This is a genomic window from Halobacteriovorax vibrionivorans (assembly GCF_003346865.1).
Classification (GTDB): Bacteria; Bdellovibrionota; Bacteriovoracia; order Bacteriovoracales; family Bacteriovoracaceae; genus Halobacteriovorax_A; species Halobacteriovorax_A vibrionivorans.
In genome coordinates this window covers 1,063,557-1,090,043 of record NZ_QDKL01000001.1, presented here as the reverse complement: position 1 = coordinate 1,090,043, position 26,487 = coordinate 1,063,557, and the positions used below count along the sequence as shown (strand labels likewise).

At 34.6% G+C, this 26,487-nt stretch carries 24 protein-coding genes; 4 read left to right on the top strand and 20 right to left on the bottom strand.

The genetic code is table 11. The features are described 5' to 3' along the window. Positions 1-11 precede the first annotated feature (11 nt). The 15 genes from DAY19_RS15485 to DAY19_RS05255 all read right to left on the bottom strand — a co-directional run bounded on the left by DAY19_RS15485 (position 12) and on the right by DAY19_RS05255 (position 16,809). On the bottom strand, positions 12-635 hold the full coding sequence (locus DAY19_RS15485; RefSeq protein ID WP_114706132.1) for a type IV pilin protein: 624 nt from the start codon (positions 633-635) through the stop codon (positions 12-14). A gap of 198 nt (positions 636-833) precedes the next feature. Beyond that, positions 834-2,048 carry a type II secretion system F family protein gene (locus DAY19_RS05320; protein ID WP_114706131.1) on the bottom strand — a complete coding sequence of 405 codons (1,215 nt, stop codon included), beginning with the start codon at positions 2,046-2,048 and terminating at the stop codon, positions 834-836. An 8-nt stretch (positions 2,049-2,056) separates the two neighbouring features. Continuing rightward, positions 2,057-3,196, bottom strand: a complete 1,140-nt coding sequence (locus DAY19_RS05315; protein WP_114706130.1) for a type IV pilus twitching motility protein PilT — start codon at positions 3,194-3,196, stop codon at positions 2,057-2,059. Positions 3,197-3,218: 22 nt separating this feature from the next. Continuing rightward, positions 3,219-4,895: a GspE/PulE family protein gene (locus tag DAY19_RS05310; protein ID WP_199506614.1), complete on the bottom strand. Its 1,677-nt coding sequence runs from the start codon at positions 4,893-4,895 to the stop codon at positions 3,219-3,221. 74 nt (positions 4,896-4,969) lie between these two features. Continuing rightward, positions 4,970-5,650 (bottom strand): hypothetical protein, encoded by a 681-nt coding sequence (locus DAY19_RS05305; RefSeq protein ID WP_158536800.1) that lies wholly within the window; start codon positions 5,648-5,650, stop codon positions 4,970-4,972. Further along, complete coding sequence (locus DAY19_RS05300) at positions 5,643-6,563, bottom strand: bifunctional riboflavin kinase/FAD synthetase (RefSeq protein ID WP_114706128.1); 921 nt, start codon at positions 6,561-6,563, stop codon at positions 5,643-5,645. Before DAY19_RS05300 ends, DAY19_RS05305 begins: the two co-directional genes overlap by 8 nt. Beyond that, positions 6,550-8,208, bottom strand: a complete 1,659-nt coding sequence (locus DAY19_RS05295) for a BatD family protein (protein ID WP_114706127.1) — start codon at positions 8,206-8,208, stop codon at positions 6,550-6,552. The genes DAY19_RS05300 and DAY19_RS05295 overlap by 14 nt, the downstream gene beginning before the upstream one ends. Beyond that, positions 8,208-9,983 carry a VWA domain-containing protein gene (locus DAY19_RS05290; protein ID WP_114706126.1) on the bottom strand — a complete coding sequence of 592 codons (1,776 nt, stop codon included), beginning with the start codon at positions 9,981-9,983 and terminating at the stop codon, positions 8,208-8,210. The genes DAY19_RS05295 and DAY19_RS05290 overlap by 1 nt, the downstream gene beginning before the upstream one ends. Further along, positions 9,983-10,972 (bottom strand): VWA domain-containing protein, encoded by a 990-nt coding sequence (locus tag DAY19_RS05285; protein WP_114706125.1) that lies wholly within the window; start codon positions 10,970-10,972, stop codon positions 9,983-9,985. Before DAY19_RS05285 ends, DAY19_RS05290 begins: the two co-directional genes overlap by 1 nt. Next, positions 10,962-11,726: a hypothetical protein gene (locus tag DAY19_RS05280; RefSeq protein ID WP_114706124.1), complete on the bottom strand. Its 765-nt coding sequence runs from the start codon at positions 11,724-11,726 to the stop codon at positions 10,962-10,964. Before DAY19_RS05280 ends, DAY19_RS05285 begins: the two co-directional genes overlap by 11 nt. Next, on the bottom strand, positions 11,723-12,568 hold the full coding sequence (locus tag DAY19_RS05275; protein WP_114706123.1) for a DUF58 domain-containing protein: 846 nt from the start codon (positions 12,566-12,568) through the stop codon (positions 11,723-11,725). Before DAY19_RS05275 ends, DAY19_RS05280 begins: the two co-directional genes overlap by 4 nt. A gap of 1 nt (position 12,569) precedes the next feature. After that, on the bottom strand, positions 12,570-13,517 hold the full coding sequence (locus DAY19_RS05270) for an AAA family ATPase (protein WP_114706122.1): 948 nt from the start codon (positions 13,515-13,517) through the stop codon (positions 12,570-12,572). Next, complete coding sequence (locus DAY19_RS05265) at positions 13,507-14,685, bottom strand: class I SAM-dependent rRNA methyltransferase (RefSeq protein WP_114706121.1); 1,179 nt, start codon at positions 14,683-14,685, stop codon at positions 13,507-13,509. The genes DAY19_RS05270 and DAY19_RS05265 overlap by 11 nt, the downstream gene beginning before the upstream one ends. Further along, entirely contained in the window at positions 14,685-15,467 is a 783-nt protein-coding gene (locus tag DAY19_RS05260) for a hypothetical protein (protein ID WP_114706120.1), read from the bottom strand. Before DAY19_RS05260 ends, DAY19_RS05265 begins: the two co-directional genes overlap by 1 nt. 40 nt (positions 15,468-15,507) lie before the next feature. Then, entirely contained in the window at positions 15,508-16,809 is a 1,302-nt protein-coding gene (locus DAY19_RS05255; protein ID WP_158536799.1) for an NFACT RNA binding domain-containing protein, read from the bottom strand. Between DAY19_RS05255 and DAY19_RS05250 the strand changes: the two genes are divergently transcribed. After that, positions 16,808-19,147 (top strand): endonuclease MutS2, encoded by a 2,340-nt coding sequence (locus DAY19_RS05250; RefSeq protein ID WP_114706118.1) that lies wholly within the window; start codon positions 16,808-16,810, stop codon positions 19,145-19,147. The genes DAY19_RS05255 and DAY19_RS05250 overlap by 2 nt on opposite strands. Here the strand turns inward: DAY19_RS05250 and lepB are convergent. The 5 genes from lepB to DAY19_RS05230 form a co-directional block, all read right to left on the bottom strand. Further along, positions 19,144-19,869, bottom strand: a complete 726-nt coding sequence (lepB, locus tag DAY19_RS05245; protein ID WP_114706117.1) for a signal peptidase I — start codon at positions 19,867-19,869, stop codon at positions 19,144-19,146. The two genes, DAY19_RS05250 and lepB, sit on opposite strands and share 4 nt — an antisense overlap. Beyond that, positions 19,870-21,102, bottom strand: a complete 1,233-nt coding sequence (locus DAY19_RS05240) for a penicillin-binding transpeptidase domain-containing protein (protein WP_114706116.1) — start codon at positions 21,100-21,102, stop codon at positions 19,870-19,872. It lies immediately after the preceding gene. After that, positions 21,086-21,691: an SAM-dependent methyltransferase gene (locus tag DAY19_RS05235; RefSeq protein ID WP_114706115.1), complete on the bottom strand. Its 606-nt coding sequence runs from the start codon at positions 21,689-21,691 to the stop codon at positions 21,086-21,088. Before DAY19_RS05235 ends, DAY19_RS05240 begins: the two co-directional genes overlap by 17 nt. Positions 21,692-22,159: 468 nt before the next feature. After that, positions 22,160-22,324 carry a hypothetical protein gene (locus tag DAY19_RS15220; RefSeq protein ID WP_158536798.1) on the bottom strand — a complete coding sequence of 55 codons (165 nt, stop codon included), beginning with the start codon at positions 22,322-22,324 and terminating at the stop codon, positions 22,160-22,162. Between the two features lie 138 nt (positions 22,325-22,462). Then, entirely contained in the window at positions 22,463-23,974 is a 1,512-nt protein-coding gene (locus DAY19_RS05230) for a hypothetical protein (RefSeq protein ID WP_133296889.1), read from the bottom strand. Positions 23,975-24,228: 254 nt separating this feature from the next. Here DAY19_RS05230 and fliD point away from each other — a divergent pair, with 254 nt between their 5' ends. The 3 genes from fliD to DAY19_RS05215 are packed head-to-tail and all read left to right on the top strand — an operon-like array spanning position 24,229 to position 26,412. Further along, positions 24,229-25,596 (top strand): flagellar filament capping protein FliD, encoded by a 1,368-nt coding sequence (gene fliD / locus DAY19_RS05225; protein WP_158536797.1) that lies wholly within the window; start codon positions 24,229-24,231, stop codon positions 25,594-25,596. A gap of 13 nt (positions 25,597-25,609) precedes the next feature. Continuing rightward, complete coding sequence (gene fliS / locus DAY19_RS05220) at positions 25,610-25,999, top strand: flagellar export chaperone FliS (RefSeq protein WP_114706112.1); 390 nt, start codon at positions 25,610-25,612, stop codon at positions 25,997-25,999. Between the two features lie 32 nt (positions 26,000-26,031). Then, entirely contained in the window at positions 26,032-26,412 is a 381-nt protein-coding gene (locus DAY19_RS05215) for a hypothetical protein (protein ID WP_133296888.1), read from the top strand. The last annotated feature ends 75 nt before the right edge of the window (positions 26,413-26,487 follow it).

Genomic DNA, 26,487 nt, shown 5'->3' with positions numbered 1-26,487 from the left:
ATTCTATTCTTTTAGTAACCACGATTGATCATCTTTAACTGCTTATCTTGATCAATTGCCCACATGTCAGCATCACCAATAGCAGTTGTGCTATCTGAATCGATATACCCAATCGCACCAGCTACAAAGTAACCACCTTGATCGTTAACACCTGGTGAAGTAAGACCACTTCCGTCAGCAAGATCACCTGCTGTAAAAGATACTTGATTAAGCTCAGAAACCGTAGTTTTCTTACCACCAACAGTTTTAAATGCAGGGGCACCAAACTCAATGTCCTGACAAACACCACCATTGGCTTCAACGATATCATTCGGTGTACCGTATGCAGTATTAAATCCAATTGAGTAATAATTATTTCCAGAACTTGGTGCAGTTGAATCCCATTCACCATTTGGAGAAATATAACCAGCATCCCCTAGGCATGATCCAAATGAATCGTAATCTGTTTGAAGTGATGCCATTGCAGAATAAATAGAAGCTAGCTGAAGCTTAGCTTCCGAAGTTTTTGTTTTTGCTTGGTACTTCTTAAAGTTTGGAATTGCTACCGCAGATAGAATTCCGATGATGGCAACAACGACCATCAACTCAACCAGGGTAAACCCCTTCGAGTTTTTTAATTCCTGTGTAAATTTCATTTCTGTTCTCCTCGTTAATCTAATTTAGATAGATTAATAATGTTTATTGAGTTCCTAAGTGGGATTTAGACCCATTATTCCCTCACTATAACTTTACGGTATAACTAAAAAAAATCTTAATTTTATATAATATCAACAACTTAAATAGTTAACATACCAATAAATATTAACTAATTTGCCCACAATTCTTGTCTTTTACTAAGCTCCTGCTGACATAAACATTGGTAAGTAGATTGCGATCATAATTCCACCAATAATCCCACCTAATACAACAAGCACTAATGGCTCTAGCATCTTTGTTGCACCAGTGATGGCCTCATTAACCTCGTCCTCAAAAACATCAGAAATTTTTGCTAACATTTGATCAATTGAACCTGTCGATTCACCAACTTTAATCATTTGAGCAACCATTTCTGGAAAGTAGTCAATCTTACTTAAAGGTTCAGTTAACGTCTTTCCTTCAACAACCTTCTTTCGTACTGTTTTGATATCATTTGAGATAACACTATTATCAATCGTTTCAATACAAATCTCTAAGGCATCAATAAGGGCCACACCAGAACCAAGTAGAGTTGCAAGCGTTCTTGAAAACTGAGCAAGACTTCCTTTTATAATTACATTTCCAAAAGCTGGAACATTCATAGAGAACTTATCAAATAGAATCTTTCCTTGTGGTGTCTTTACAAAGTAAGTTAAAAACATTGAAGCAGCAATTCCAAATAAAATCATTTTTCCAGAATATTCTCCGAAGAAATCAGAGGTGTCGATGACAAATTGAGTAATCCAGGGAAGGGCCTGACCAGTATCTGTTAGCATCGAAGTAAATTGAGGAACAACATAAGTGATAAGACCCCAAACAACGAGAGCACCGATGCCAGAAACAATTAATGGATAACTCATAGCAGATTTAATCTGCTTTTTAATCTTCTCTTGTTTTTCTAAATGTTCAGTTAGCTTTGATAAGATTTCATCTAAGATACCACCAACTTCACCTGCCTTAACGAGGTTACAGTAGAGATTATCAAAGCCTTGCTGCTTACGCATACTTTCAGCAAGAGTATTACCTTCAGCAACATCCGTTGCAATATTTTTAATAGCATTTTTAAGAGCGGGATTTTTTTCAGATTTGTAGATAATTTCTAATGATAAAATTATCGGTACACCTGCATTAATCATAATTGATAAACGCTTAGTGAAATTCATTAATTCTGCTGCACCAAAGGCCGAGCCTATTCCCTTTTCGATTAGCCAAGCATTGATATCAAATTCAAGAATTGATGGTGGAATAATTTTACGGACACGATTACCTTGAGCGCGCAAACGCTTCTTTGCATCTTTCTCACTATTGGCCTGAATTTGACCATTAGCTTTCTTTCCATTTTTATCGAGTCCTTCCCATTTATATAGTGGCATAACTTACTCTATCTCTCCTTAATACCAAGTTGTGGACCTAGCTCTTCTGGGTTTGTTGAATAAGACATTGCTGTTTCAACATCAATGGCACCTGAATCGACATGCTTCTTTATGGCCTGGTTCATGGTTGTCATTCCCGTTTTATCCTGTCCAATTTGCATCTGAGAATAAATTTGGTGCATCTTATCTTCTCTAATTAGATTTCTAATGGCAGAAGTTGGTCTTAAGATTTCAAGGCAGGCCACTCGACCTGGCTCATATGTTTTTGGAATCAGCTGCTGAGAAACAATCCCTTGGAGAACAAAAGATAAAAGAGTTCGAACCTGATCTTGTTGATCAGATGGGAAAACGTTAACAAGACGATTCATTGTTTGAACACATGAGTTTGTGTGAAGAGTACCAAAAACTAAGTGACCAGTTTCTGCAATTGTTAAAGCCGCTTCAATTGTTTCAACATCACGCATCTCACCAACGAGCACAATATCCGGATCTTGTCTTAATAAACCCTTTAATGCATTTTCAAATGAATGTGTATCTCGACCAATTTCTCTTTGGTTCACAATACTCATTTTATGTGGGTGAACAAATTCAACAGGATCCTCAAGTGTAACAATATGTGCAGGCTCAATTTCATTGAGACGATTAATCAGTGCCGCAAGTGTTGTTGACTTCCCGGAGCCAGTTGGACCAGTAACGAGGAAAAGACCATTAGTTACATCTGTCATCTCCATTAAAACATTTGGAAGATTAAGTGCTTTAAAATCTGGTACAGCACTTGGAATTAACCTAAAAACGGCCGCTACACCACCTTTAGAATAAAATATATTCGCACGAAATCGAGCTAATCCTTTAATCCCAAAGGCCAAGTCGAGTTCTAAGTTCTTTTCAAATTCGTTTCTTTGCTCTTCTGATAAGATTTGATAGATCAAAGCTTTACTTGTCGAGGCATCGAGCGCCGGAAGCTTTACCCTAACGATGTCGCCATTTACTCTCATTGCAGGAGCCGTTCCCGGTGTAAGGTGTAAATCAGAGCCACCGTTATCGACCATTAACTTAAATAGTTGCTGAATCTTTAACGATTCTGTAATGGCAGCACCACCTGCATGTGTTTCTGTTTGAGTCTTTGTTTGTGTACTATCCTTACTCATCTTTTGGTTCCTGTAGTTCCTACTATAATTTATCGATACTTGAGTTTTTAACTGCCTCTTCTAATGTCGTAACACCCTCAGCAACTTTAGTGAGAGCCGACATTCGAAGTGTTTTCATACCGTCAGCAATCGCCTGTTTTTTTAAGTCATCAGATGAACAGTTTTTTAAAACTAGCTCACGTGCACCAGGAGTCATTTCTAAGACTTCATATATTGCGACACGCCCCTTATATCCACTTCCATCACAGAACTCACAGCCTTTACCTTTGTAGACTTTTAAATTCTTTGCAGAGTTCGGGGTAACACCACAGGCTATAATTTCTTCAACGCCGACTGATTCATCAACAGCTTTACAATTTTCACAAATTTTTCGACAAAGTCTTTGGGCGACAACCACATTTAATGAGCCTGTAATAAGAAAAGGCTCAAGTCCCATATTTAAAAGTCTTGTAACAGTAGATGGTGCATCGTTTGTGTGTAGAGTAGAAAGAACCATGTGCCCAGTTAGTGCTGCTTCAATAGCAATCTCACCAACCTCTTCATCTCGAATCTCCCCAACCATGATAATGTCAGGATCTTGTCTAAGGAAGGCCTTAAGAGCTCTAGCAAAGTCTAAACCGATATCTTTTCGAACGTTAACCTGATTAATCCCCTCTAAGTTAAACTCACAAGGATCTTCAGCTGTTGAAATATTTTTCTCAATACTATTAAGTTCTGATAGTGCCGAATAAAGAGTTGTTGTCTTACCTGAACCAGTTGGCCCAGTTACTAAACACATCCCATATGGCTGTCTAATCCCCTCAAGAAAAACTTCTAATTGCTTTGGCTCAAATCCGAGTTTTGTCATATCAAGCTGAAGGTTTGATTGATCCAGAAGTCGCATTACAACTTTCTCTCCAAATAAAGTTGGAAGCGTTGAAACACGATAATCGATTGGGTTCCCATCGATCTCTAATTTAATACGTCCATCTTGAGGAATTCTTCTTTCAGAAATATCTAACTGACTTAGAATTTTCATTCTTGAAACCAGTGGCATAAGCATCGACTTTGGAGGCTGTGCGTATTCAATTAAAGAACCATCAAGACGGAATCTAATTCTAAAATTATTCTCATAAGGCTCTACGTGAATATCTGAAACCTTTTTAAGATATGCCTCTGCTAAGATCTTATTAACAAATGAAATTACATCTTCACCAATATCTTCTTCTTTAACATTCTCATCACCTTGAGCTTGATCGGCCCTAACTTCTCTAACTGTTTCAAGAATTTCATCAATTGATGCAGTAATATTTTGGTAAAGAGCTTTCCATGCTGATAATGAAGTAAGGACAAATTCAACATTGGATTGAATATCTTTTTGTATTTCTGCTCTAACTTCTATTAAAGAAGGATCAAAAATAGCAACAACAAGAGAGCCGGCCTGTCTTTTTAAAGGAACAATTCTATACTTTGTTGCAACACCCTTCTTAATCATTTGAAGAGTTGAGTCCGGAACCTTCGTTTCTGAAAGGTCAACATATGTAAGGCCACTATTTTCTGCAACGGCCTTTGCAAACTTCACATCATCAAAGAAGTTAAACTTTAATAAATCTAACTCAGAAACAACGCCAGGATTCTTATTTGCTGAAAGAGGAACCAAGTCTTTTCTTGGAACCATTCCAGTTTTTGCAATAACTTCGAGGAATTCTTTTCTTATCACTTTACTTTACCCAGTATAAATTTCTTTGAAAATTAACTACTTACAAACAAATAATTATTAACTATTTGTTTATATTATAACGTAAAGTTCCAAAATTTTTTTGCGGCCACTGCCTGTAGGTAAAGAAGTTCACTTCCATCAATATAAGTGAGTTTATTTGTCAGGGAAGACTCATGGAATGAATGTTTATAATTCATATCCCAGAAAATAGTATTTTTTGATAATGATAAATTAAAATGAAATGCTCGTGCACAACAATTAATTATCAACAATTTATCGAGGTTAAACTCTTGTTCAAAATTGATATCATTCAAGTTTCCATCAACTTTTCTAGAGTACTGAACATAATCTATATTTAATTCATCAAATAAAACATTAAACATCTTTGCCATTGTTCCACTTCCAAGAACAACAACTTCTCTCTCATTATAGTTTTCTCTTAAAAAGATTTCTTTTGCCGCTAAATAGTCAGTATTTGTAGCAATATACTGACTTCCTTCTTTTTTTATGCAGTTTATACCGCCAATCTTTCTAACGGTATTGTCCATTTTCACAGCATTAATGAAATGAGTCTTATAGGGTGCAGTAATAGATAATCCCATTTGCTCTTTAAAAATTTCATCAAGAGAAGGAATTGATTGAGGCTTTGCTATATCGAGAAGAGTATATTCGACTTCATTATTAAAAAGTTCAGCATAAATGACCGGGGATTTAGAATGATGAATACTTTTTCCTAAGAGAGCGAGTTTAATCATTGAAATATTCTCTTGTTTTATCAACATCTAAATTAATTTGCTCTATGAGGTCGTTAACAGAATCAAACTTCTTTTCATCGCGAAGCCTTTTAATAAAAGATACCTCGATCTCGTTACCATAAATATCATTATCAAAGTCAAGGATATGAGTTTCGACAAAGACCCCCATACCATCAGTAAAAGTTGGATTATGACCAATATTAGTAACGGAATACCAAGTTGACTCACCAAATTTTGTCTTTGTTATATAGACACCGTTTTTTGGATATCGACGATATCTATCAAGATCAAGATTAGCTGTAGGAATGCCGATTTGACGACCTCGTCCAGCACCTTTAATGACACGTCCCCTTATAAAATAGTCGCGCTTTAGATACTTTCTAACTGATTCAACATCTCCATCAGCCAGGGCCTCTCTTACGATTGTACTTGAGACCTTCCCCCCCTCAACATCAAAAGAGCATAAAACAATCACTTCTGTATTAATATCTTCACAGTATTTTTTTACAAAACTATGATTCCCTTTTTTTTGTGCACCAAATGCAAAATCGTGTCCAAGATAAAACTTAGCAGGGGCCTTTGCATTAAAAATAAACTCATCTAAAAAGTCCTTTGGTGGCATTAGAGAAATATCTCGATTAAATTCAATTTCAAATAAATAATCAATTCCTAATTCAGATAAAAGCTCACGCCTTTCTGAATAACTATTGATTAAATAATGCTCCTTGGGATTTAGGATCTGAATTGGGTGAGGTGTGAATGTAACAACAACTAATTTTAAGTTGGAGTTTTCGCACTCGTCCTTAATATTTCTTATAACTTTCTGATGGCCACAGTGGACACCGTCAAAATTACCAATAGTGACAGCATAGTCGAGTTCATTTAACTCATTCAAAGATTTAATTACTTTCATTTGATTCTCTTATTAGTTCGTTCCAATATTTCTTTTCGAACTTCAATGGAAGCTTTGCACCCTTGTATTCGTTTTTACTTGCATTCTCAACTAAATTACTAAAATAAGTACGAGCTTCACTGCTTAAGTTTGAGTTCTCAATCTTATCTCCCAGACTATCACCTGACTTATTATTTGAATAGGTACAGATATAGTGAAAGATTTGAGAATAAACAAAGTTTTTCTTAAGATCATTAAGAGGATCTCTCTTAAATAACCTAATATATGGAAAAGCGGTTAAGGCAAGTATAAACACAGCAATCGCTCCGAGTGAATAATTTATAATTGTCCAAATGTTGCGTTTTTGTGATGGTTTAAAGACAGGTGCCATAACATTTTGTTGAATATTCTTTTCGACAGTGCTTCTAATATTTTCTTTTGCTTCTTTGGCTACAGTTGTAGCTTCTTTTGAAGAAATATTTGAAGAAGATGTTCCCGAACCAATAATAGAAAGAGCATCAATTTCTAACTTCGTCGTTTCAAATTGATGTGTTAGTGGATTAAAAATAGATAGTTCCAATGAGTTTTTTGGAATATCTTCGGAATATTTTGCAAGATATGTGTAATCAAAACGTTTATTCTTATCAAGAGGTGTTTTCTCAATCATTTCTGCACGGGCCTCAAATACTTCAAAAGCATCTGAGCTAATTAAACGAGGTGCTTCAAATTTCTCCAACGCACCGTCACCGACAACGTTTAATCTCGCCTCTAAAACATCATTTACAACAACCTTAGACTTATTAAAGCTCAGTTCAAAGCGATGTTGTCCAACAAGGCCAGTAAATGATTTTGGCATATTTTCTGTAGGTATTGGGATCGATTTAATTTTAACGCGATCACTTCGTATAACCTTTGTTTTATAAGTTGCGCTTGAAAAAGAAAATGACATTCCAAAAGCATTTCTTCTTCTACTTTTATAATCAGGATATTGAATTCTTAACTCAATTGGATCAATTGAAAGATCACCTGTTTTTTCTGGATACAATACTGACTTATAGACTAGTAACCTTTTATATACTTCACCTTGTATACTGACTCTTTCTACATTAGTGCGAGGTAATTCGAATCTCTTTAAAAATCCTTTTTGTACTGGGAATTTTACAAATTCAGGGTTTGTAATCTCACCCTTAAAATATACATAGTAATTTAAATCAATGCGCTCACCAACATAGGCTTGTGACTTATCAACCTCCGCTCTAACAAAATAATCTTGTAGGGCCGCTCTTTGCCTTAAAATTCGTACAGAGAGAGAGCGATGCTTTACAACGCTTCCACCTAAATCGACTTCAATATCTTTTACAACAGTAGTACCAGGCTTTCTCGCTCTTATTTCGTAGACATAATTATAGATCTTCTTCTGGATCATTTTACCGCCAGCAAAAATCCCCTTAACCATCATACGGCTTGCATCATTAGTGTTATCAGAAATTATCTCTCCATTATTAAGTTTAAAACTTACATATGGCTCAACATTACTTTGACTTTCAAAAGAAATCGTTAATTTGAAGGAATCTTCTAATGCTACCTGACTTGAATTTACTTTTGCTGTAATTGTTTGTGCAAAAGTAGATAAACCAAGAAGTGAAATTAAAATCCATTTTATCATTACCAGTCCTTACGATTATTATCACCTTCAGATGAAGTATCTATAAATTTCTGTTGCAACTGAGCGTCATCATTCATAATTTGCTTAAAAACACCATTGGCCTTACGCATCTTCTTTTTACGTTTTGCCTGACTCTCAATCTGCTTCCATTGCTGCTGCTTAGTTTTTTGTTCTTTTTTATTACCATTTTTAGAATCTTTCTTTTGACTCTGCTGCTTTTTTTCTTGATCCTCTTTACCTTGACCAGACTTCTTATTCTTCTTCTCTTGACCTTTATCGTCTTTATTTTGACCCTGCTTTTTCTTCTGCTCAGAGTTCCCGTTATTGTCTTTATTCTGATCCTTATTCTTATCTTTTTGATCCTTATTCTTTTTATCTTTCTTATTTTTCTTATCTTGCTTCTTCTTTTGTTCTTGTTTTTTCAAGGCCAACTTAATTTGCTCAGTAATTTTCTTTTTTAAATCATTGTTTTGAGTACGTGTACTTATATAATCAAATAAGTTTAAAGAGTCCTCGAGTCGATTGTTTTTGAGTAGAGCTGTAGCGTAATTAAAAAGGTCTTCATCCTTCTCATTCTCATAATTACTTAATGTTTCACTATAAATTTCTACAGACTGCTCTTGACCATTCTTCTGCTTTAAATACAGTTCTGCTAGCTTTAACTTTTCGTTATGAGTAATCTCTCCTCTACGCATTTTTTCAACTAACTCATCTTGATATGGATTCGGTTGCGCTGCTAGATCTTCTTGATTTGCAAACGCTTTATCTTTCGGGCCAACAACAATTAAAAATATGAAGATTGCTGTCATTGCATTAAACATTTTAAAGCGACTTAGTATCACGAAGATAACGTATGAAATAATAGCGCTAATAATAATCCAATACCCCAGTACAGGACGAGATCTGAAACTTCCTTTAGAAAAGGCATTTAAATGTACATTTTTAAAAAAGTCCAATATCTCTTGAGTTGGTAAACTGTATGATTCGATAAACCATACTTTTGAATACTTTGATTTCTCTACTAAATCCTCAAAGAAAGTTTTATTTAATTTTGAAACGATTTCAACATTGTTATGTTTTTTATATCGTCTAAAGTTTCCACGCTTATCACGAACAGGAATCTTACCACCATCCGGTGTTCCGACACCTACAATTCCAAGACTAATTTCTTCAGGGATTTCAACATCAATGCTTCCATGTTCTTCGCCATCAGTAATTAAGAGGATATTTCCCTTTGTGTACCCATTAGAAGTTTTAAAGTATTGAAATGCTTCCTTTAGAGCTAAACTAACATTTGAGCCCCCATCTGGTGCTGCCGACAACATTGTTTCAAGACGCGACTCAAGTATGTCTAAATCATCAGTAAATGGAACAATTTTTCTTTGAATATCAGAGAATATACTCAATGATACTTGGTGGCCAAAGGCATTCTTAACAAAATGTTTTGCAATAATAGCTGCCTTAGAAATTCGATTCGGCCTTACATCCTCTACAAGCATACTCATAGAATTATCAATAAGTATGAGTGTTCGTTGATTTGGTATATTAGATTCAACGACTTCTTCAGGACCTCTAAGATCACCTACAGCAAAAGCAAAAATAAAAAATGATAAGAAATAGAAGATAATTGAAACTTTTTGTCTTTTCTTGATTTTTAATGACCAAATAGACTGCACTAGTTTAGAAAACTTATTTCTAATTCGTAGTGAAACCAATGAAAAAATTGCTACAACCACAACTGAAATCACTAATAATTTAATATTAACAAATTCCATTACGCAACTTCCCTATATCCAATACGTCGAATAGATTCAACAAAAACTAATAAGAAGAATCCGGCCATCAGATATTTATAGTAGTCCTCTTTATAGATTATTCGTCCTTTAATTTCGAGGCCTTTCCTTTCAAGCTTATTAATTTCAGATAAAACTTCATTAAGAGAGTCATTGTCTGAGGCCACAAAGTCTTTTCCACCAGACTCTTGTGCAATCTTGCGAAGAGTTTCAAAGTCCATGCTTTGGCCTGGCATATTTTGATAACGTTTACGTCCATATGCATCTCTACCAACCGGTAGTTTGGCATTAGGATCACCACCAATACCAATTGTATAGATCTTAATTCCAAGCTCTTTTGCTTTTTCAGCGGCCTGCATAGGTGACATTAGACCAGCATTAGCACTACCATCAGTTAGAAGAACAATTGACTTATTCGCCGCTATACTCGTCTCAGATCTTGCAAGTGCCAGACCTAAAGCGTCTCCAATATTTGTACCAGAACCTAAAAAACCAATTTTAATTTGTTCTATTGATTGTTCCACAAGCTTTAAATCAGTTGTAACAGGAATTAGAGTAAAGACCTTATCTCCAAACATAATAATTCCAATACGATCTACTGGCGAGAGCTCAACGAACTTTCGTATCTGTTCCTTAGCTGCTTCCAAGCGATTTGGAGGAAAGTCTTCTGCGAGCATCGAACGTGAAACATCCACAACAAAATAGATGTCATTAATTTCTTTTTTTACATTACTCTTACCCATCGGGGTTTTGGGCCCCATTAGAGCGAAGCTAATAAGAAGCCAAGAGATAACACCAAGAACTAACAAGATACCTCGCATAATTGAGAAGACATTTTGTGTACGATATTTTGGAGGTAGAATTAACTCCCCTTTTCTCATGACACTGAAGAAGTCTAAGATCCAAAAGAGTAATCCTACTAGACCAGCAATAAATAAATATTTATTTTGAAACACGTAACTATCTAACAACAATATTCTCCTTGGCCTTACGATGGGCCTCCTCTAATGTTATTAAGTCACTCTGATCCCAATCCTTCTTATACTGAACTTTATTAGTTAAGTTTAAATATTCGACATAAGCATCTTTATTAGAAAATATTTCATAAAACTTATGACGATTTGAGTATATATACTCGTGACCTTTACGATCTGATACCCTCTTAAATTCATCAACAATATTCTGCCAATGCTTCTTTTGAGCATTCTTTGTTTTAATCTTACGAAAGAATATAAAGATTAAAATAAGAACAACGATTGCAGTTATAGAAATTAACAGAATCATTAAAGGACTTAACTGGCCAGGCACACTCTTATCAAAAACAAAGAAGTCCTGTCTTGAAACCGGAGTATTAGAAAATGATATAGCAGAATAATCCACAGCGACTGCCATACCGCGATAGTCCCAAATCTTTGGAAAGTTAGGCTTAGGTTCGCTTATTAGCACACCTCTAGCTTCAACAATATAATACTCTGGATTTTCTTTTAAAATAAATTGCTTCTTTATTTTTAGGATTTTAATCATGTCCACAAAGTTTCTAGAAAGTAATGATTTTTTAATATCCTGATCACTTACTTCACTAATTGGATGTAGCATGATTTTAAAGTCTTTTATTTCACCAACATCCCATGAACTCTCTTTATTGATAAGCTCAAGTGTTAGCTTTGTATCAAGTGCAAACGTAGACAGAGACAGAATAGAAATAATAAGTAAAAGAAATCTCATAGCATCTCCTTTACAAAAACATCTAAATAACGATCACTAACATCAATATCTTTCAAACGAAAATCATAATCTAACTTTTCATTTTTCCCTTTAAAACGAGTATTAACTCGTCCACTCCCCTTTCCTGCGATTCGTCCAACTAGAGTAAATCTAAACTCATCAGAAGTATCTAAGGGAGTTAACAGCCTGAAGGCATGAACGTGCCTTCTAACCGTTAACCTCTTTAAGGTCTCAGGAGAAAGAAATTCATAGAAGTCACTTAGTATAACGACCTCTCTTTTTTTATAAAACTCTCTTACTAGCTCTTTATCAAATTTTGCGAAATTTCTTTCTTTTTGATTCACAAGAAATTCCGTATTCACTTCACCATTTTCATCAATAACTTTAGATTTTCTCAAGCTGTCGACAAATGCGACGAGGCCTGCTTCTCCTCTTTTCTTTTGAACTCTTACAACTTTATCGTTTAAACAAATTATTGTTTCAATATAGTCATGTGTTTTTTCTGAAAGTAAGTATAAAAGGCTGATAATTTCAAAAGCCGCCTGTATTTTAGAGACGCCATTATGACCAATTACCATTCCGGGACTACAATCTAATAATATTGTTATTTCAACATTTCTTTCTTCTTCAAATGTCTTAATATATGGTGTATTCGTTTTTGCCACCATCTTCCAGTCTATAAAACGTACATCATCACCATGAACATACACTTGATGTTCTTTAAACTTAAGCCCCGTGCCTCTAAAGTGAGACTTAAGCATTCCAATAGAAAAAGAATTGGCCCTTTTAAAAAGACTATTCTTCATTCCTTGGACAATTTTATGTACTTCAACTGATTTCATATTAAATCATCTTTTGTGCGATCTTAACTGCAATATCCCTTGCGTTTTGGCCATCAATAGTGGCTTCATAAGTAAGAATAATTCTATGCCCTAGGACAGAGGCAACAACTTTCATAATATCATCTGGTGAAACATAGTCTCTTTGGGCCATAAAGGCATTAAATCTTCCAAGCTTGTGTAGCCAAATTGCTGCACGTGGAGAAGCACCTGCTTGAACCAACCCTTTAAAGTCAGGAGAAAAGTGCTGATCACCAGGTCTTGTTGCTCTTACAATCTTTACAATTAAGTCTTTCATTTTATCATCAACATATACTTTTTCGACTTCATCTCTAATTGAAAGAATGTCATCTGTTGAAAGAATAGAAGCCATTTCATCTTTAATTTTTTCCATATCAAGAATTGATTTTTCAGCTTCAAAGTCTGGATAATTCACTTGTACCTTCATCATAAAACGATCAAGCTGTGCTTCAGGAAGAGGATATGTCCCCTCTTGCTCTATCGGGTTTTGCGTAGCAAGAACGACAAATGGGCTCGATAGCTTATGTGTAGAATCTCCAATTGTTACTTGTTTTTCTGCCATGGCCTCTAATAAAGCCGATTGTACCTTAGCAGGGGAACGGTTTATTTCATCTGCGAGTAAAAGTTGTGTAAAGATTGGGCCAAACTTAGTAGAAAACTCTTCTTTTTGTTGAGAGTAGACCATAGTCCCCACTAAGTCCGATGGAAGTAAGTCTGGTGTAAATTGAACTCTTTTAAATGTTAAATCACAGAGCTTACTCATTGTAGAAACAGAAAGAGTTTTACCAAGCCCAGGCATACCTTCAATTAGTAAATGTCCTTCACAAACAAGAGCTGCGATAATGCTATCAAGCATTTCATCTTGTCCATAAACAATACGTTTTGCTCTGTCTAAGACACTTAGTACTTTTTGTCTTGAATTATCTGTCATTTCTATCCACCTTATATGCTAAATATTTTATGTAATTTGATCTTGAATCTAAATTTGATATTGGGTGATCAAGCCCTTGAATACCTGTATCAATTAATTTTACACTTACCCCTATTTTATTAGCAGCTTTCAGAACACATTGATCTAATTCACTCATACTAATATTTTGGGTACATGATGCAGCGGCAAGAAGGCCACCGTTTTCAATTATTTGAAAAATTTTGTTATATAATTTTTCATAACCTTTAAGTGCAGCTTTCTTATCTTTATAGTTCTTACTAAATGCTGGAGGATCACAAACGATAATATCATATTCATTACCGCTATTTATTGCACCATCAAGAAACTTAAATACATCACTTCTAATAAATGTTCCCTTGCCCGAAAAATTATTAAGACTGAGATGCTCATCGACGACACCTTGCATATTTGCCTGATCAACAAAATCGACTTTTGAAACATTTGCTCTAAGTAGATGCAGTCCCCAAGAACCAACATATGTAAACAGATCTAAGCCTTTCTTAAATGATTGCCCAGTTCTTATCGTTAGCTCTTCAAATTTACGACGATTTTCTCTATGATCGTAGTAGTAACCTACTTTTTGCATCAACTCTCTATCGATTTTATATTTAAATCCATTTTCAGTTACACTTATAACTTCAGGCAAATCATCTTTTTTAAAAGTGGGAAGTTCTTCAATCTTTCGATATGTTTCGTTATCTAGAAGTAAAACATCTTTATCAATCAATTCATTGAGATATGTCTTTATATCATTTCGAAACTGATCCATTCCTGCTGAGTTAATTTGTAAAATAGCACAGTTTTCATAGGAATCGACAATAACACCAGGCAGACCGTCCGCTTCTCCGTAAATGAGTCTCGAATCTAGAGCATAGCCAATCTCTTTTCTATAAGAAACTGCATTGTTAATTAAGTTCTTAATTAAGGATAAGGGGTCATCTTGTGAATACTTATAAACACATATATTTTTTTTACGAGAAGAATTTGGATTAACAAAGCCTATGTACTTAGCTTTATTAAATTCAAAGAAGCACCATTCACCAGGTCGATAAGATTTCAAACTATCTTCAATATCATTTTCAGAAAGCAGTATTACTTTTTCTTCAAACCGAAGATTTATTTTCTTCTTTATATTTATTGTTCTCATTATTCAATACCCATAAACTTCTTAGCTTTGCCTGTATTGATATGATAATTATTCACCTTCAAATTCATTTTTCCAAGATCAATCTTCTTATCACCGTTCATGGCATAAGAGACTGTATTAATTTCACTTGGAAGACCAAACGTATTCACTTTATCGTATTCAATTTCAATTTCTTTTTTAACTGAAGACACCCCACGACCTTCACTAATAACGATTTGAGAAACAACACTCTTGCCTTTGGCCCACGACTTTTTAGAGTATGAAAAAGCGGTTGTAGTGATAAGGTTTGGGCTCTTTGTTTCAATTGATTTAATATGACCACTTGAATAGAACGATACAGCTAAGTCTAGTAATTCTTTTTTTGACTTCACCCTAATATATCGGGCCGACTCTTTCGTATCTTTTTTATAAACACTTGATTCTAAAGCAGTTGTTAAATCTTTAGCTAAAATCAACTCAACATATGGCTTAACCTTAGCAATTAGTGTTTGCTTTAATAAATCAAATCCTTTCTCAGGTAGTCCTTCGACTCGAACACGTATGTTATTTGGAAATGACCAATACACTCGATAGTAGACATCATCCGGTACCAATGCCGTATTCGACTTAACGTAACTTTCCAAGTTAGGTTCCCTAATATCAAAGAATAGATCTTTAATTTCACCTGCTAGTGGTGTGTAGGTTCTTAATTTATGGTCTTCAAAAATTTTTTCGTTATTTGAAAAAACTGAAGATACAGATAGAAGTAATACAACAATTAGCGAAATATTAAATTTAAGCATAAAACGTCCTTTTAAGCTATTTTAAAAGGGACATACAGCATTACCAACTAGTTGAAATTATTTCCTTCCAATTGACTTTTGGAAGTATTAAATGCTTTTCTTTCTTATAAATGACCTTACCTTGTGCTCCCTTGACTCCTTTCAAGTTTTCTACCTGAGTAAAAATCACAGGTATTTGATCCGCACCAAATTCACTGTACTCAGCAAGCATTGAAGCAAGGACACTATAAGTATCAAAATCAAAGGTATCAGCATTTTTCGCAATTAGGTGTGCACTTTTATCACCATCTAGGTGAAACCACATATCTCCCTTAGTTGACCATTTACCTCTGATATAATCATTTCCTCTCGTATTTAGGCCAATGGCGATTGAGATTTCGCCCCATTTTACAATGACATGATCATCCGACTTTTTAGGTTCATTACTACTTTGTGCTACTTTCTTCCATATTGGAGTATTTACTTTTTCCTGAACAAAGGTTTGTTTTTTATTCTCTAATTCTTCGATCACATCTTGTAATCTCTTAGTGAGAAACTCCTCACCTTTTTTTAATTTCTTTATCTTAGTGAAAACACTATTCTTTTTTTGATAATAATTTGCACTATAATCAAATTTAACTTTGAAGTTCTTATATTTAAAAACGTGACCTGATAAATCTAAGTCATCCTTAATTAATTTCTCTTCGATTTCATGTCTAATCTTACAATTCTCTAGGTCTTTAGAGATAAGAGACTTTTTACGTAGTAGTTTCTTATTGTAACCAGTTTCAACTTTTTTATTAAAGACATCATTCGCCTCTAGAACAAGTTTTGATTCTTTAATATTCTTTATATCTAATTGTTTACGCCCTATTTCATCAAATAAATCAAAATCAGACTCTTCATTAAACTCAAGTTTCTTTTGTGAAATCCATGGAGAGAAGTGCATCCATTTGTTATTAGATTGATAAATATATGAGAAATATAGCTGTCGGCCTTTCCAAAATAACAATAGCCTAGATTTATCTAGAAACTGAAAGGATAAACACTTATCAAGTGTATCTGCTTCTATTTTAACGAGTCTCGCATTTCTTATATTTGATCTTAAAAACTCGAGGAACTGATCTCTTTGGATACGATATTCTGAAGGTATAGTTTGAATCGTATCCCAAACCCCACAGTATTCTCCACCTCTGCCAATCGTTATACAAAGGTTTTTTCCCCTAAGCCTAAGTTGAAGTAATAGCAACTTGCCTGATGAAAAAATCTTTTGGATTTTAGGACATGTTGATTCCCCATTTTCCATAATTTGCTTGTTAATTTTATCGACATTTTGTCCAAGCTCTGAGAAATTTAAATTCATGAATAATCCAACTATTTTGTCACAAACGCTTAGTAATATTGACTGGAGTAAAATTGCTTCAGAAATTACAACGTATGCGAAATTTGATACCAATAAAAGCATTATAGAACAAAACCCAAAGGTTTACGAATTTGAATCCTTAGCTTCTCACTTTTCTAATTTAAACGAATTAATTAAAAAGATTGATGAGATAGGAAGTTTACATGAGATATTCTTTAGCAATCTAAGAGATAATCAAGAGAACCATAACGCGCTTAACTACATCTCTAAAGGCGGCGTTGCAACAATAGATCAACTTAACTTTTTAGCAAATCTTATTGAGAATCTTTTTCCAATTAAGCGAACACTTAACTTTGGAGACTATAGAGAAATCCTTGAAGATTTCATTAATAAAACTCAACGCCTAAAAAGTAAATTCATCAACCCATTTAGAAAGTTTGTTGATGCCGATGGAAGCGTACACCTTGAAAAACATCCAATTATTGCACCTTTGATTCAAGAACAAATATCACTTGAAAGAAGAATACGTGAGACGATTAACTTTATATTAAAAGATGAAGATATCTCTAAACGTCTACAAATGGATACATTTGACATCATAAATGAAAGATTTGTCATTCCTATTAGAAGTGATTCTTACCGAAGTGATCTTGGAAGTATTGTCGCTCGATCATCAACAGGAAATACACTTTTTGTCGAACCTGTATCGACGAGAAAAATGGCCAACGAATTAATCGAAATAAACTCCAAGATTGATTATGCACTATCTCAGATCTGTAAAGGCTACTCTGAACAAATCAGTAATGATATTCAAGTAATGAAAGATATTTATTCTTTCTATATTTCACTTGATTATACAAATACATTAGCAAGTTATTCACATGCAAAAAACTTCTGCTATCCAGAAATCAGTGCTGATGGTGAAACCATCATTACAGACTTCTATCATCCTTTAATCGATGAGTGTGTCACAAATAGTATTGAACTAGAAAGTAATCATAAAGGCATAATTATTTCTGGGCCTAATACAGGTGGAAAGACAGTAAGTATAAAGAGTATTGTCATATCTCATCTATTTTTTAAACTTGGGCTTTTCATTCCTGCACAAAAGGCAAAATTACAGTACAAAACAGATATCTTCTATTTTGATAGCGACTATCAAGATCTTGAGATGGGACTTAGTTCTTTTGCTGGTGAAGTTAAAGTCATTCTCGGTATGCTTGAAAATATTCAAAATAACTCACTTATTGCCGCTGATGAGATATTTAATTCAACATCTTCAGATGAAGCATCTTCTCTTGCATACTCTATAATTAACTATGTTACACATGAGCTTGGATGTGATGTACTTATTTCAACTCACCACCAACTTTTAAAAACCAAAATGCAAGACAATCCAGACTTCCTTTCGGCCCATGTTGGTTATGACTTTGAAAAGAATTGTCCGACATATAAACTTGCTATGGGGACCCCTGGTTCATCAATGGCCCTTGAAATCTTCAAACGCTTAAGTCATGAACATTCAATCCCTACAAAAATTCTCGATAATGCTAAGAAGATGTTAGATACAAAATATGTAACATATGAAAAGTTATTACAGGATTTATCTCGGAAACAAGAAAAAATCGATAAAACACTACGTGAGAATAAACAGCTCAACTTTGAATTAAAAAATCAAAAGAAGTCTCAAGAAGGTATTCTCTTTCTCGAAAAGCAGAGAGCTTTTGATAATTATGAAAAAGAGATACGAAAAATCATTAAAGGCCTAAATGACGTTAAGGCCAAAAGCCTAAGTAATGAAATTACACATCTAAGTAAACAGTTTGAAAAGCTAAAGCCTGATCATGACGAGAAGAAAGCGAAAGAAGAAGTACGTACCGTAGCAAAAGAGATCAAACAGGGGCACCGCTATTTTTGCGATCGCCTAAATACAACATGTGTAGTCTCTGAGATTAAGGGTAAGAATTGCATTGTCGAGGTCAATGGTAAAAAAATAACAGTTCCTAAAAATTCTCTCTTTGATCAACAAGGTATTGATCGCAATAAAAAGGCAAAGCCCAAGAAAGAAGTACAAATCAATGTCTTCAAAACAATTAATTATACAACTGAAGTTAATTGTCGTGGAATGAGACTAAGTGAGTTTCAGCAAAAAGTCTTCTCTTGTATTGATGATTTAAGAATGGGTCATATACCATATCTAATCATTGTCCATGGGCATGGTGATGGAACACTTAAGAAATGGCTTAGAAATGAGATGAGAAGGCACAAAGACTTAACTTGGACACCTGATGAAGGCAATGACGGCGCAACGAGAATTGACTTGGTAAACAATAATTAATTTATTGATTTGAAGATTCGATCAAAGTTTATTGTCATTTGTCCTGAATAACTATCTTGTTTCATCGAAAACCACACAAAGAAGGCGCGACCTCTTATATTTTCAAATGGTACAAAACCCCAAGCACGAGAATCTGAGGAATTGTCGCGATTATCACCCATTACAAAATAATGGCCTTCAGGGATTTTAGTTTTTTTGAAATTTAATTTATAGATATTATCCATATCCTTTTTAACAACAAATTCTTTATCATTAACTGTTGTTTGAAAATATTCATAATTATCATTATTTTTTGTAGCAATTAATTTCTCAGACATTTTTTGACCATTAATTAGAACTTCCTTATTTTTAATTTCAATAGTCTCACCTGGTAGGCCAATAACTCTTTTTATGTAATTTATTTTCAAGTCATTTGGATACTTGAATACAATGATATCCCCTCTTTCAACTTCATTAGTACGAAAGAGATAAGTAGGTGTTAAATTAATATTTCCAAGAGCGATATCAGAAAATGGAACTTTCAATCCATATTGAAACTTTTTTACAAGGATGAAATCTCCAATTTCTAAGGTTGGTATCATTGACCCAGAAGGGATTCTATATGGTTCAAATAAAACTGAGCGAAAGATTAAAAGTGAAATGATTATAATGAATGAATCGCGAGTCATCTTAATAAATGTCTTCTTACGATTTAAAATCTTCTCTTCTATCAATTCACTCACTTACTTAAGCCCTCTATAGTATCTTGAGATTATTTCCTGTGCTAATTTTGTGGATTTAACATACCACTTTTCATAGTTAATAATCATAACACAAACAGAGATGCCCTTGTCATTATTATCCTTTTTAGGTTTTGCATAAGAAGTAAACCAGTCTCGTTTTCCATAGGGGAATCCACCTGTAATAGAACCTGTTTTACCTCCCATTTCAAGCTTGCTTGAAAGGCGACGATTCATATAACGTCTAAAGGTTCTTCTTGCTGTACCCCTTTTAATCGTTCCCTGCATTAGTTCAGATAACTCATCAGCAACTTTCTTATTTATAACTCGTTCTTTTCTTATTTCGTTTGTCCAGACATCCTCGCTCTTATTATCACTTAAATGCAGTGCCAAACGTGGATAAGTCAGCTCTCCCTCATTTGCCACAATGCTTGAAATCACAGCACAATGAACTGGTGACATCTGTGTGCGTTTATTAAAACCTGACGCTATCTCGGCCAAGGCGTAATCAGTTTTAGGAACTTCAAATGTTGAGCGAGCTAAATCGATTTCACTCATAAGGTCTTCATTAAAGCCTAATTTTTGCGCCATTTGCTCTAGCTCCTGTGGAGTTGTGTTGTTAATAGCGGCTTTACCAAAGATTACATTATTTGAATATGCAAAGGCACGATCAAAAGAAGTCGACCTCTGCCAACGTGTCTTCTTATTTTTTAGCTGGTACTTATAAAGAGTTGTCCCTCTTCCTCGGTACTTAAATTTATCATGAATATCGAAGTCAGCATTATTTACAAGATCCGCACTAGTTACAATCTTAAAGACACTGGCGGCGGGATGGGTCCCAGTAAATGGTAGTAAATAATCAAAGACTTTCCCTTTTCTAGTAAAACCGAGGGAAACTAAAAGATTTCCATTATTATTATCCATTACAACAACAGCTGCTTTATCAGGACGATAGTAGCGCAACCTCCAGCGAACAAACTTTTCAAGCTTCTTATCTGTTGCGTACTCAATATTATACAATTTGCCATTGTGTTGAATTGATTGTTGAAATGGTTCAACCGGGTCCAATAATTGACTGGAGAGATAGTGCTTTAGTTGCTGATCACTAATAACACTTGGTTTACTTTCAACTTTTGCTTTTTTATTCTCTTCTTTTCCTAAAAAGAAAAAACCAATCAAGGCAAGTGGGGCCAAGATTAGTAAATACTTATAGATAAATTTATACTTTTTGATCACCTTTATAGCCTTTACCAATCACAAAGAATTCCTTACTTACCGATCGTGTCGATTTTGGCTTTAAAAAATGGAATTCTTTAAAAATGTTTTTTTGTGATTTTAAAAAGACTTGCGCCTCATGGCCATCAAATACTTTAATAACAAAGTTTCCACCAGGCTTTAAAAAGACAGGTAAGTGATGAAAAACCTGCTCAATAAGGTTTAAACTCCTTAACTGGTCAACTGATCGAACACCCGTTGTATTAGGGGCCATATCAGAAATAACAACATCAAAGCGATCATCAAAATCAAGCTCTTCTACTGTCGTTACATCAAAAATACTCTTTTCAAAGAGTTTAATATTCTTAACTCCTAAAAGTTTCTTATTGACTGGTTTGATATCGATACCGACAGCAAAGCCATCTGGCCCAATCTTCTTACTCGTGTACTGCATCCACGAGCCTGGGAAATAACCTAAATCAAGAACATTATTACCCTTCTTAATAACTTTATACTTATTATCAATCTCTTCTAATTTATAAATTGAGCGAGCAAGAAAGTTCTCTTTCTTGGCCTTTTTATAATAGTAATCCTTAACTTTAAACGTCATGACCTCAACCTTATACCTACTATTAGCTAAACATTATTTGCAGAACTGAATTCATGCTAATTTGTAAGCGCATCTATATTTTCTTACATCTGAGAGCAAAATATTTTTTTATTTTGTGAAAAAACTTATTGACTCAGGTTTTTTACTAACATTATTAACAGAGTTATCCACACTTGACTATAATCGTTGGTTATTTTTCACTGTCTTTACTTTTACTAATGAAATCCCTTATTTTCAATACTTTACCATCTATGTTGCGTAGTGATGTCATACTTTGACAGGTTGCGAACCAACTTACCAACAAAAAACACCAAGTTATCAACATATACACATTTCAAAGTGCTTTCAAAGCTTGTCAACAATATTTTTAGAATTTTATTGTAAGAAATTTGGGGATAAACTCCCCTTGTACGAAATGTACAATAATACTTATTTTAAAGGTCTTAGGGCCATTTCTGGCCCATAAGATTATTCTGACGTTACCATATATTCCAACTCATCAGTACTTGCTAAAATAGCACCGTACTCTTCACCATCATCATATGTGAATGAACTAGCAATCAGCTTGATGCTACCATCAAGTGGATCAACTAAAACAAATGGCTCGTTGGAATTAGATGCTTCTCTTCGCATCTTGTAGGACTCAGAAAACTCTTCAAATAACTGTCTTGTTATATGAGATTTAAACAGATGAAACTCCCTTTCATCGTTAACGTTATCTTAATTATAAATTAAATCTCAAATAAAGATAGCGATTTAAGAGTGAGCAATTTAGTCAATTGCTCCTATTGTACGCAATAAGATCTTCACACGTCCCTCAAAGTGAGAATCCAATAAGCAAATGATGATATAGACAGCATAGATCATATTGCGACGACTTCTAAGGTGGCGAATTTTTTGAAAAATAACTTCGATTAAGAGTACGCTGAAGAAGGCTAGAGGCCATAAAATAGAAAAGTCCTGAAATGTTCGTGAACTAAATAGAATATCGATCAAGATAAGGCATAGAATTGATATAGCAACCTTCATCGATAAATCATGCGAGATATTTAAAACTTGGTTTTTTTCACTTCTAGTTTGCCCAATTAACTTATAAATAAATACACCTAGGCCAAAGATAGAAAGTATGAAAAATGACTTTCTAAAAAAGAGTCTCGTAAGCTCCGCATAGATAATGTTTATACTCTCAATCATCTGTACAGAAACGTTACTTGTTGAGAAAAAGAATAATGAAATTGAAAGAAAAACACCTAATAAAGTATATTTGAAAAATTGTCTGCGATACCAGTATGTCTCTTCTTTTAAGAATACAAAGTGAATTAGCAGAAGTTGTACAACCAATAAGATGATATTGGATTTATCAATAACAGTACCCCAGGCACCGAGTAGACCAATAAAGAGACCAGAGCGATAAGTTGAACTCTTAGTCGACCATAGAGTTGACCATACCCACACAACAGAGAAAGTTGTTAGAAGCGTAAATCCAAAATTATTGGCCAAGATTTTAGAAAATGACCACGAAGAGACTAAGGCAAAAACCCCAAGTAACGAAAGCCTACGAGAGACAAAGTTTCTCAGCAGAGCATAGAAGGTCATCAAAAATAAAGACATTGTCACAAAGTAAAAATGAACAGACCAAGATAAATTTAGAAGTTGTGGATACTTACTAAAAGGAATGTAATTGATAGAAATAAAGTTCCAAAAGGCACCCGATACTTTTTCACCTGGATCAAAGAATAAACGAAGTGAGCCGGTTGAAAAAAGGTTTGGTAGTTCAGGAAGTGATGTAAAGAACATCACAACAGTTAAGAATAGAACTGTCTTTTCAAATTTATCTAAATAGCGATACTCATGAAAGTTAGTCGAAACAGACTCTTTAATAATTTTTCCACGAGTGGGCCATGAATAAAATAGGCCCATAACAACCCACGTAACCCAAAATATATTATAGCTCCATTTATGAGGGAGGAGACTTAGTAGGTTAAAATAGATGGCCATAAAGAACATCCCCATAAAGAGACGATAAACCACCCTATCGATTGAGGAGTTCACTTTAAAATAAATTTTTAAACGATGATCAATTTCCTTACCCAGAAGAAACCATTGAGAAACAATGAACATAGAAAAGAAGATCATGGCTATAATTTGCCAGATTGGTGCTAAGTTCACTTCTTTTTGTAAATAAATTGGAAGTAGCAGAAACGTAAAGTATGTAACTAGCCGAAATGACAAGAATTTAGTTTTTTCAACGAAAATATCCGACTTTTTTTCTAAAGTTTTCACCATAATACCCGATAAATTTAGTACAAAATCCCAATCCCAAAATTACTTTCTCGAAAAGTACCCGTCTTAACAGGCGGGTTTTTTATTTTCAGGGATTTACCTATTATAACCTCCAAGATGCCAATTGACGAAGATCTCAGACAAAGAAAATTCTTCCACTAATGATGCAGCGGAAAAAAAACCTCAAGTATGATAAAATCAGTGTTGGAGACTTGCGTGAAAAGGAATTTCACGTAGAAAATCAGGAGGATTTTTTGTCTATAGCAATGGGCTCCATTAACACCGGCCTTCCAAAGGATATTGTTCAGCAAATCATGAAAGCTGAGCGTATACCTATTAATAATATGGAAGCGCGCAAGGGAAAGATTCAGGACAAGAAAGCTCTTGTTCAGCAACTCTCATCTCTTGTTGAGGCCATGCGTGGTACACTCCTCCAAAACGGTAGTGCGAGATCCCTAAGAGAGCTGGAAGTTGTTGGAAACGATGATATCGTAGAAATCAGTGCTGACAAGAACATCGCAGAGCCTGCGACCTATCAATTTGAAGTTAAACAACTTGCACAGAAGTCATCGGCAATGACCTCTGGATTTGCTGATCCAGACGAGAGCTATATCGGTGTAGGATTTATTCAATACACATTACCAAACGGTGAAAATAAAGAGATATATATTGATGCAGATAATGCTTCACTTAAGTCTGTTGCAAAGCTAATCAATAAAAATGACGACGCAGGCCTTAGAGCAAGTGTTGTAAATGATGGTTCCGGCTCAGATACACCGTGGAGACTAATTCTCTCCCTTAAAGACACTGGAGATATCAATAAGGCTGACTTTCCATACTTCTACTTTGTCGATGGAGAGCAAGACTTTTATATTGAGTTTGAAAGAGAGGCCCAAGATGCAATTGTTGCCCTTGATGGTTTTGAAATTGAACTCCCTGAAAATAAAGCAGCTGAACTTATTCCAGGTGTAACAATTGATCTAAAAAAAGCGAAGCCAGGTGAAGAATTTACAATAAATATCAGTGAGGATGCTGGGAAAGTTGGTGAAAAGATCAACTCACTAATTGAACAAATCAATGGTGTTCTTTCTTTTATTAAACAACAAAATACCATGGATGAGAATACGGATACATCTAGAACACTAGGTGGGGATATCCTACTACAGTCTATTGAATCAAGAATTAGAAATACAATCTTTAAAGATATTAAAGTTGATGGAAGAACGTCCCGTATAGGAAATATCGGTATTCAATTTACAAGAGAAGGTCTTTTAGAATTTGATCAAGAGAAATTTAAAAGTGAGATGGAAAAGGATTATGATCACGTAGCGGAGGTTTTAACTGGACGCTATGAAGATGGAACTAAAACGAATGGTTTCATTGATAATCTTAAAGAAACTGTTGGTCAGCTTCTACAATTTCCAAATGGTCTATTATCATCAAGAAAACGTTCATTAGATAATAATATTGAAACAATCGACCGAAGAATTGCTCAGCGAGAAAATATGCTACAGCAAAAAGAAAAAAACTTAAAAGATAAGTTCGCTCGATTAGAAGGAACAATGTCAAGAATTAAGGCACAAGGTGCTGGCCTAGGTGGCGCACCTTCGCCAATGGGATAGTAAGGAGAATTAAATGAGTTACGGTTTAGGTGCTTACAAACAAACATCTGTAAAAACAGCAAGTAAGGAACAAATCCTACTAATGCTTTATCAAGCTGCAATTAAGAATTGTAAGAAGGCCATTGAAGCAATTGAAAAAAAGGATATTGCAGAAAAGGGCCAATACATTGGAAAGTTGCAGGACATTATTATTGAACTTAACAGTAGTCTAGACTTTGAAGTTGGTGGAGATGTTGCCAATGAATTGTCGTCACTTTATGACTATATGCTACATTCAAGTACACAAGCTAATATCAAGATCGATAAAGAACCATTAAAAGGTGTACTCGATGTTTTAACGACTCTATATGAAGGTTGGCAACAGGCCATCAAGCAATTAAGAGCAGAACAGAAGGCAAAATAATGGCCAATTTTGATAGCCTCGCCGGAAAAATCATGCGTCATCTTGACCTGATGAATGTACTCGTGGATGCAACACAATCCATGCTAAAGAATAGTCAATCAGGTAATTTTGAAAGCGTAGAGCAGATCGCTGATAACCGTGAGCGTTTAATCAATATCGTTAGGCTGCTTCAAGATGAAATTGAAAGTAAATTACAGTGCGCTTCGACTCATTATACTAGTTCTGAAATCGATGTATTCAAGTCCTGGATTAGTGATGTAACAGAAATAGTTAAAAAAAATGATGAGCTTGATCGTAAATGTCTCGAAGAACTATCCCAAGCAAAAGAGTCAACTACAAGAGAAATCTCTAACGTCTACAAAACACGTAAACAGTTTCAGGGTTATAACCTAAATAATACAAAGACTAGGTAATACTCGACCTGTTTGCCCGCTTAATCAAAAGTATAGTATAATCTGGTGGAGCTCTAGGAAAGAGCTTCACCTATA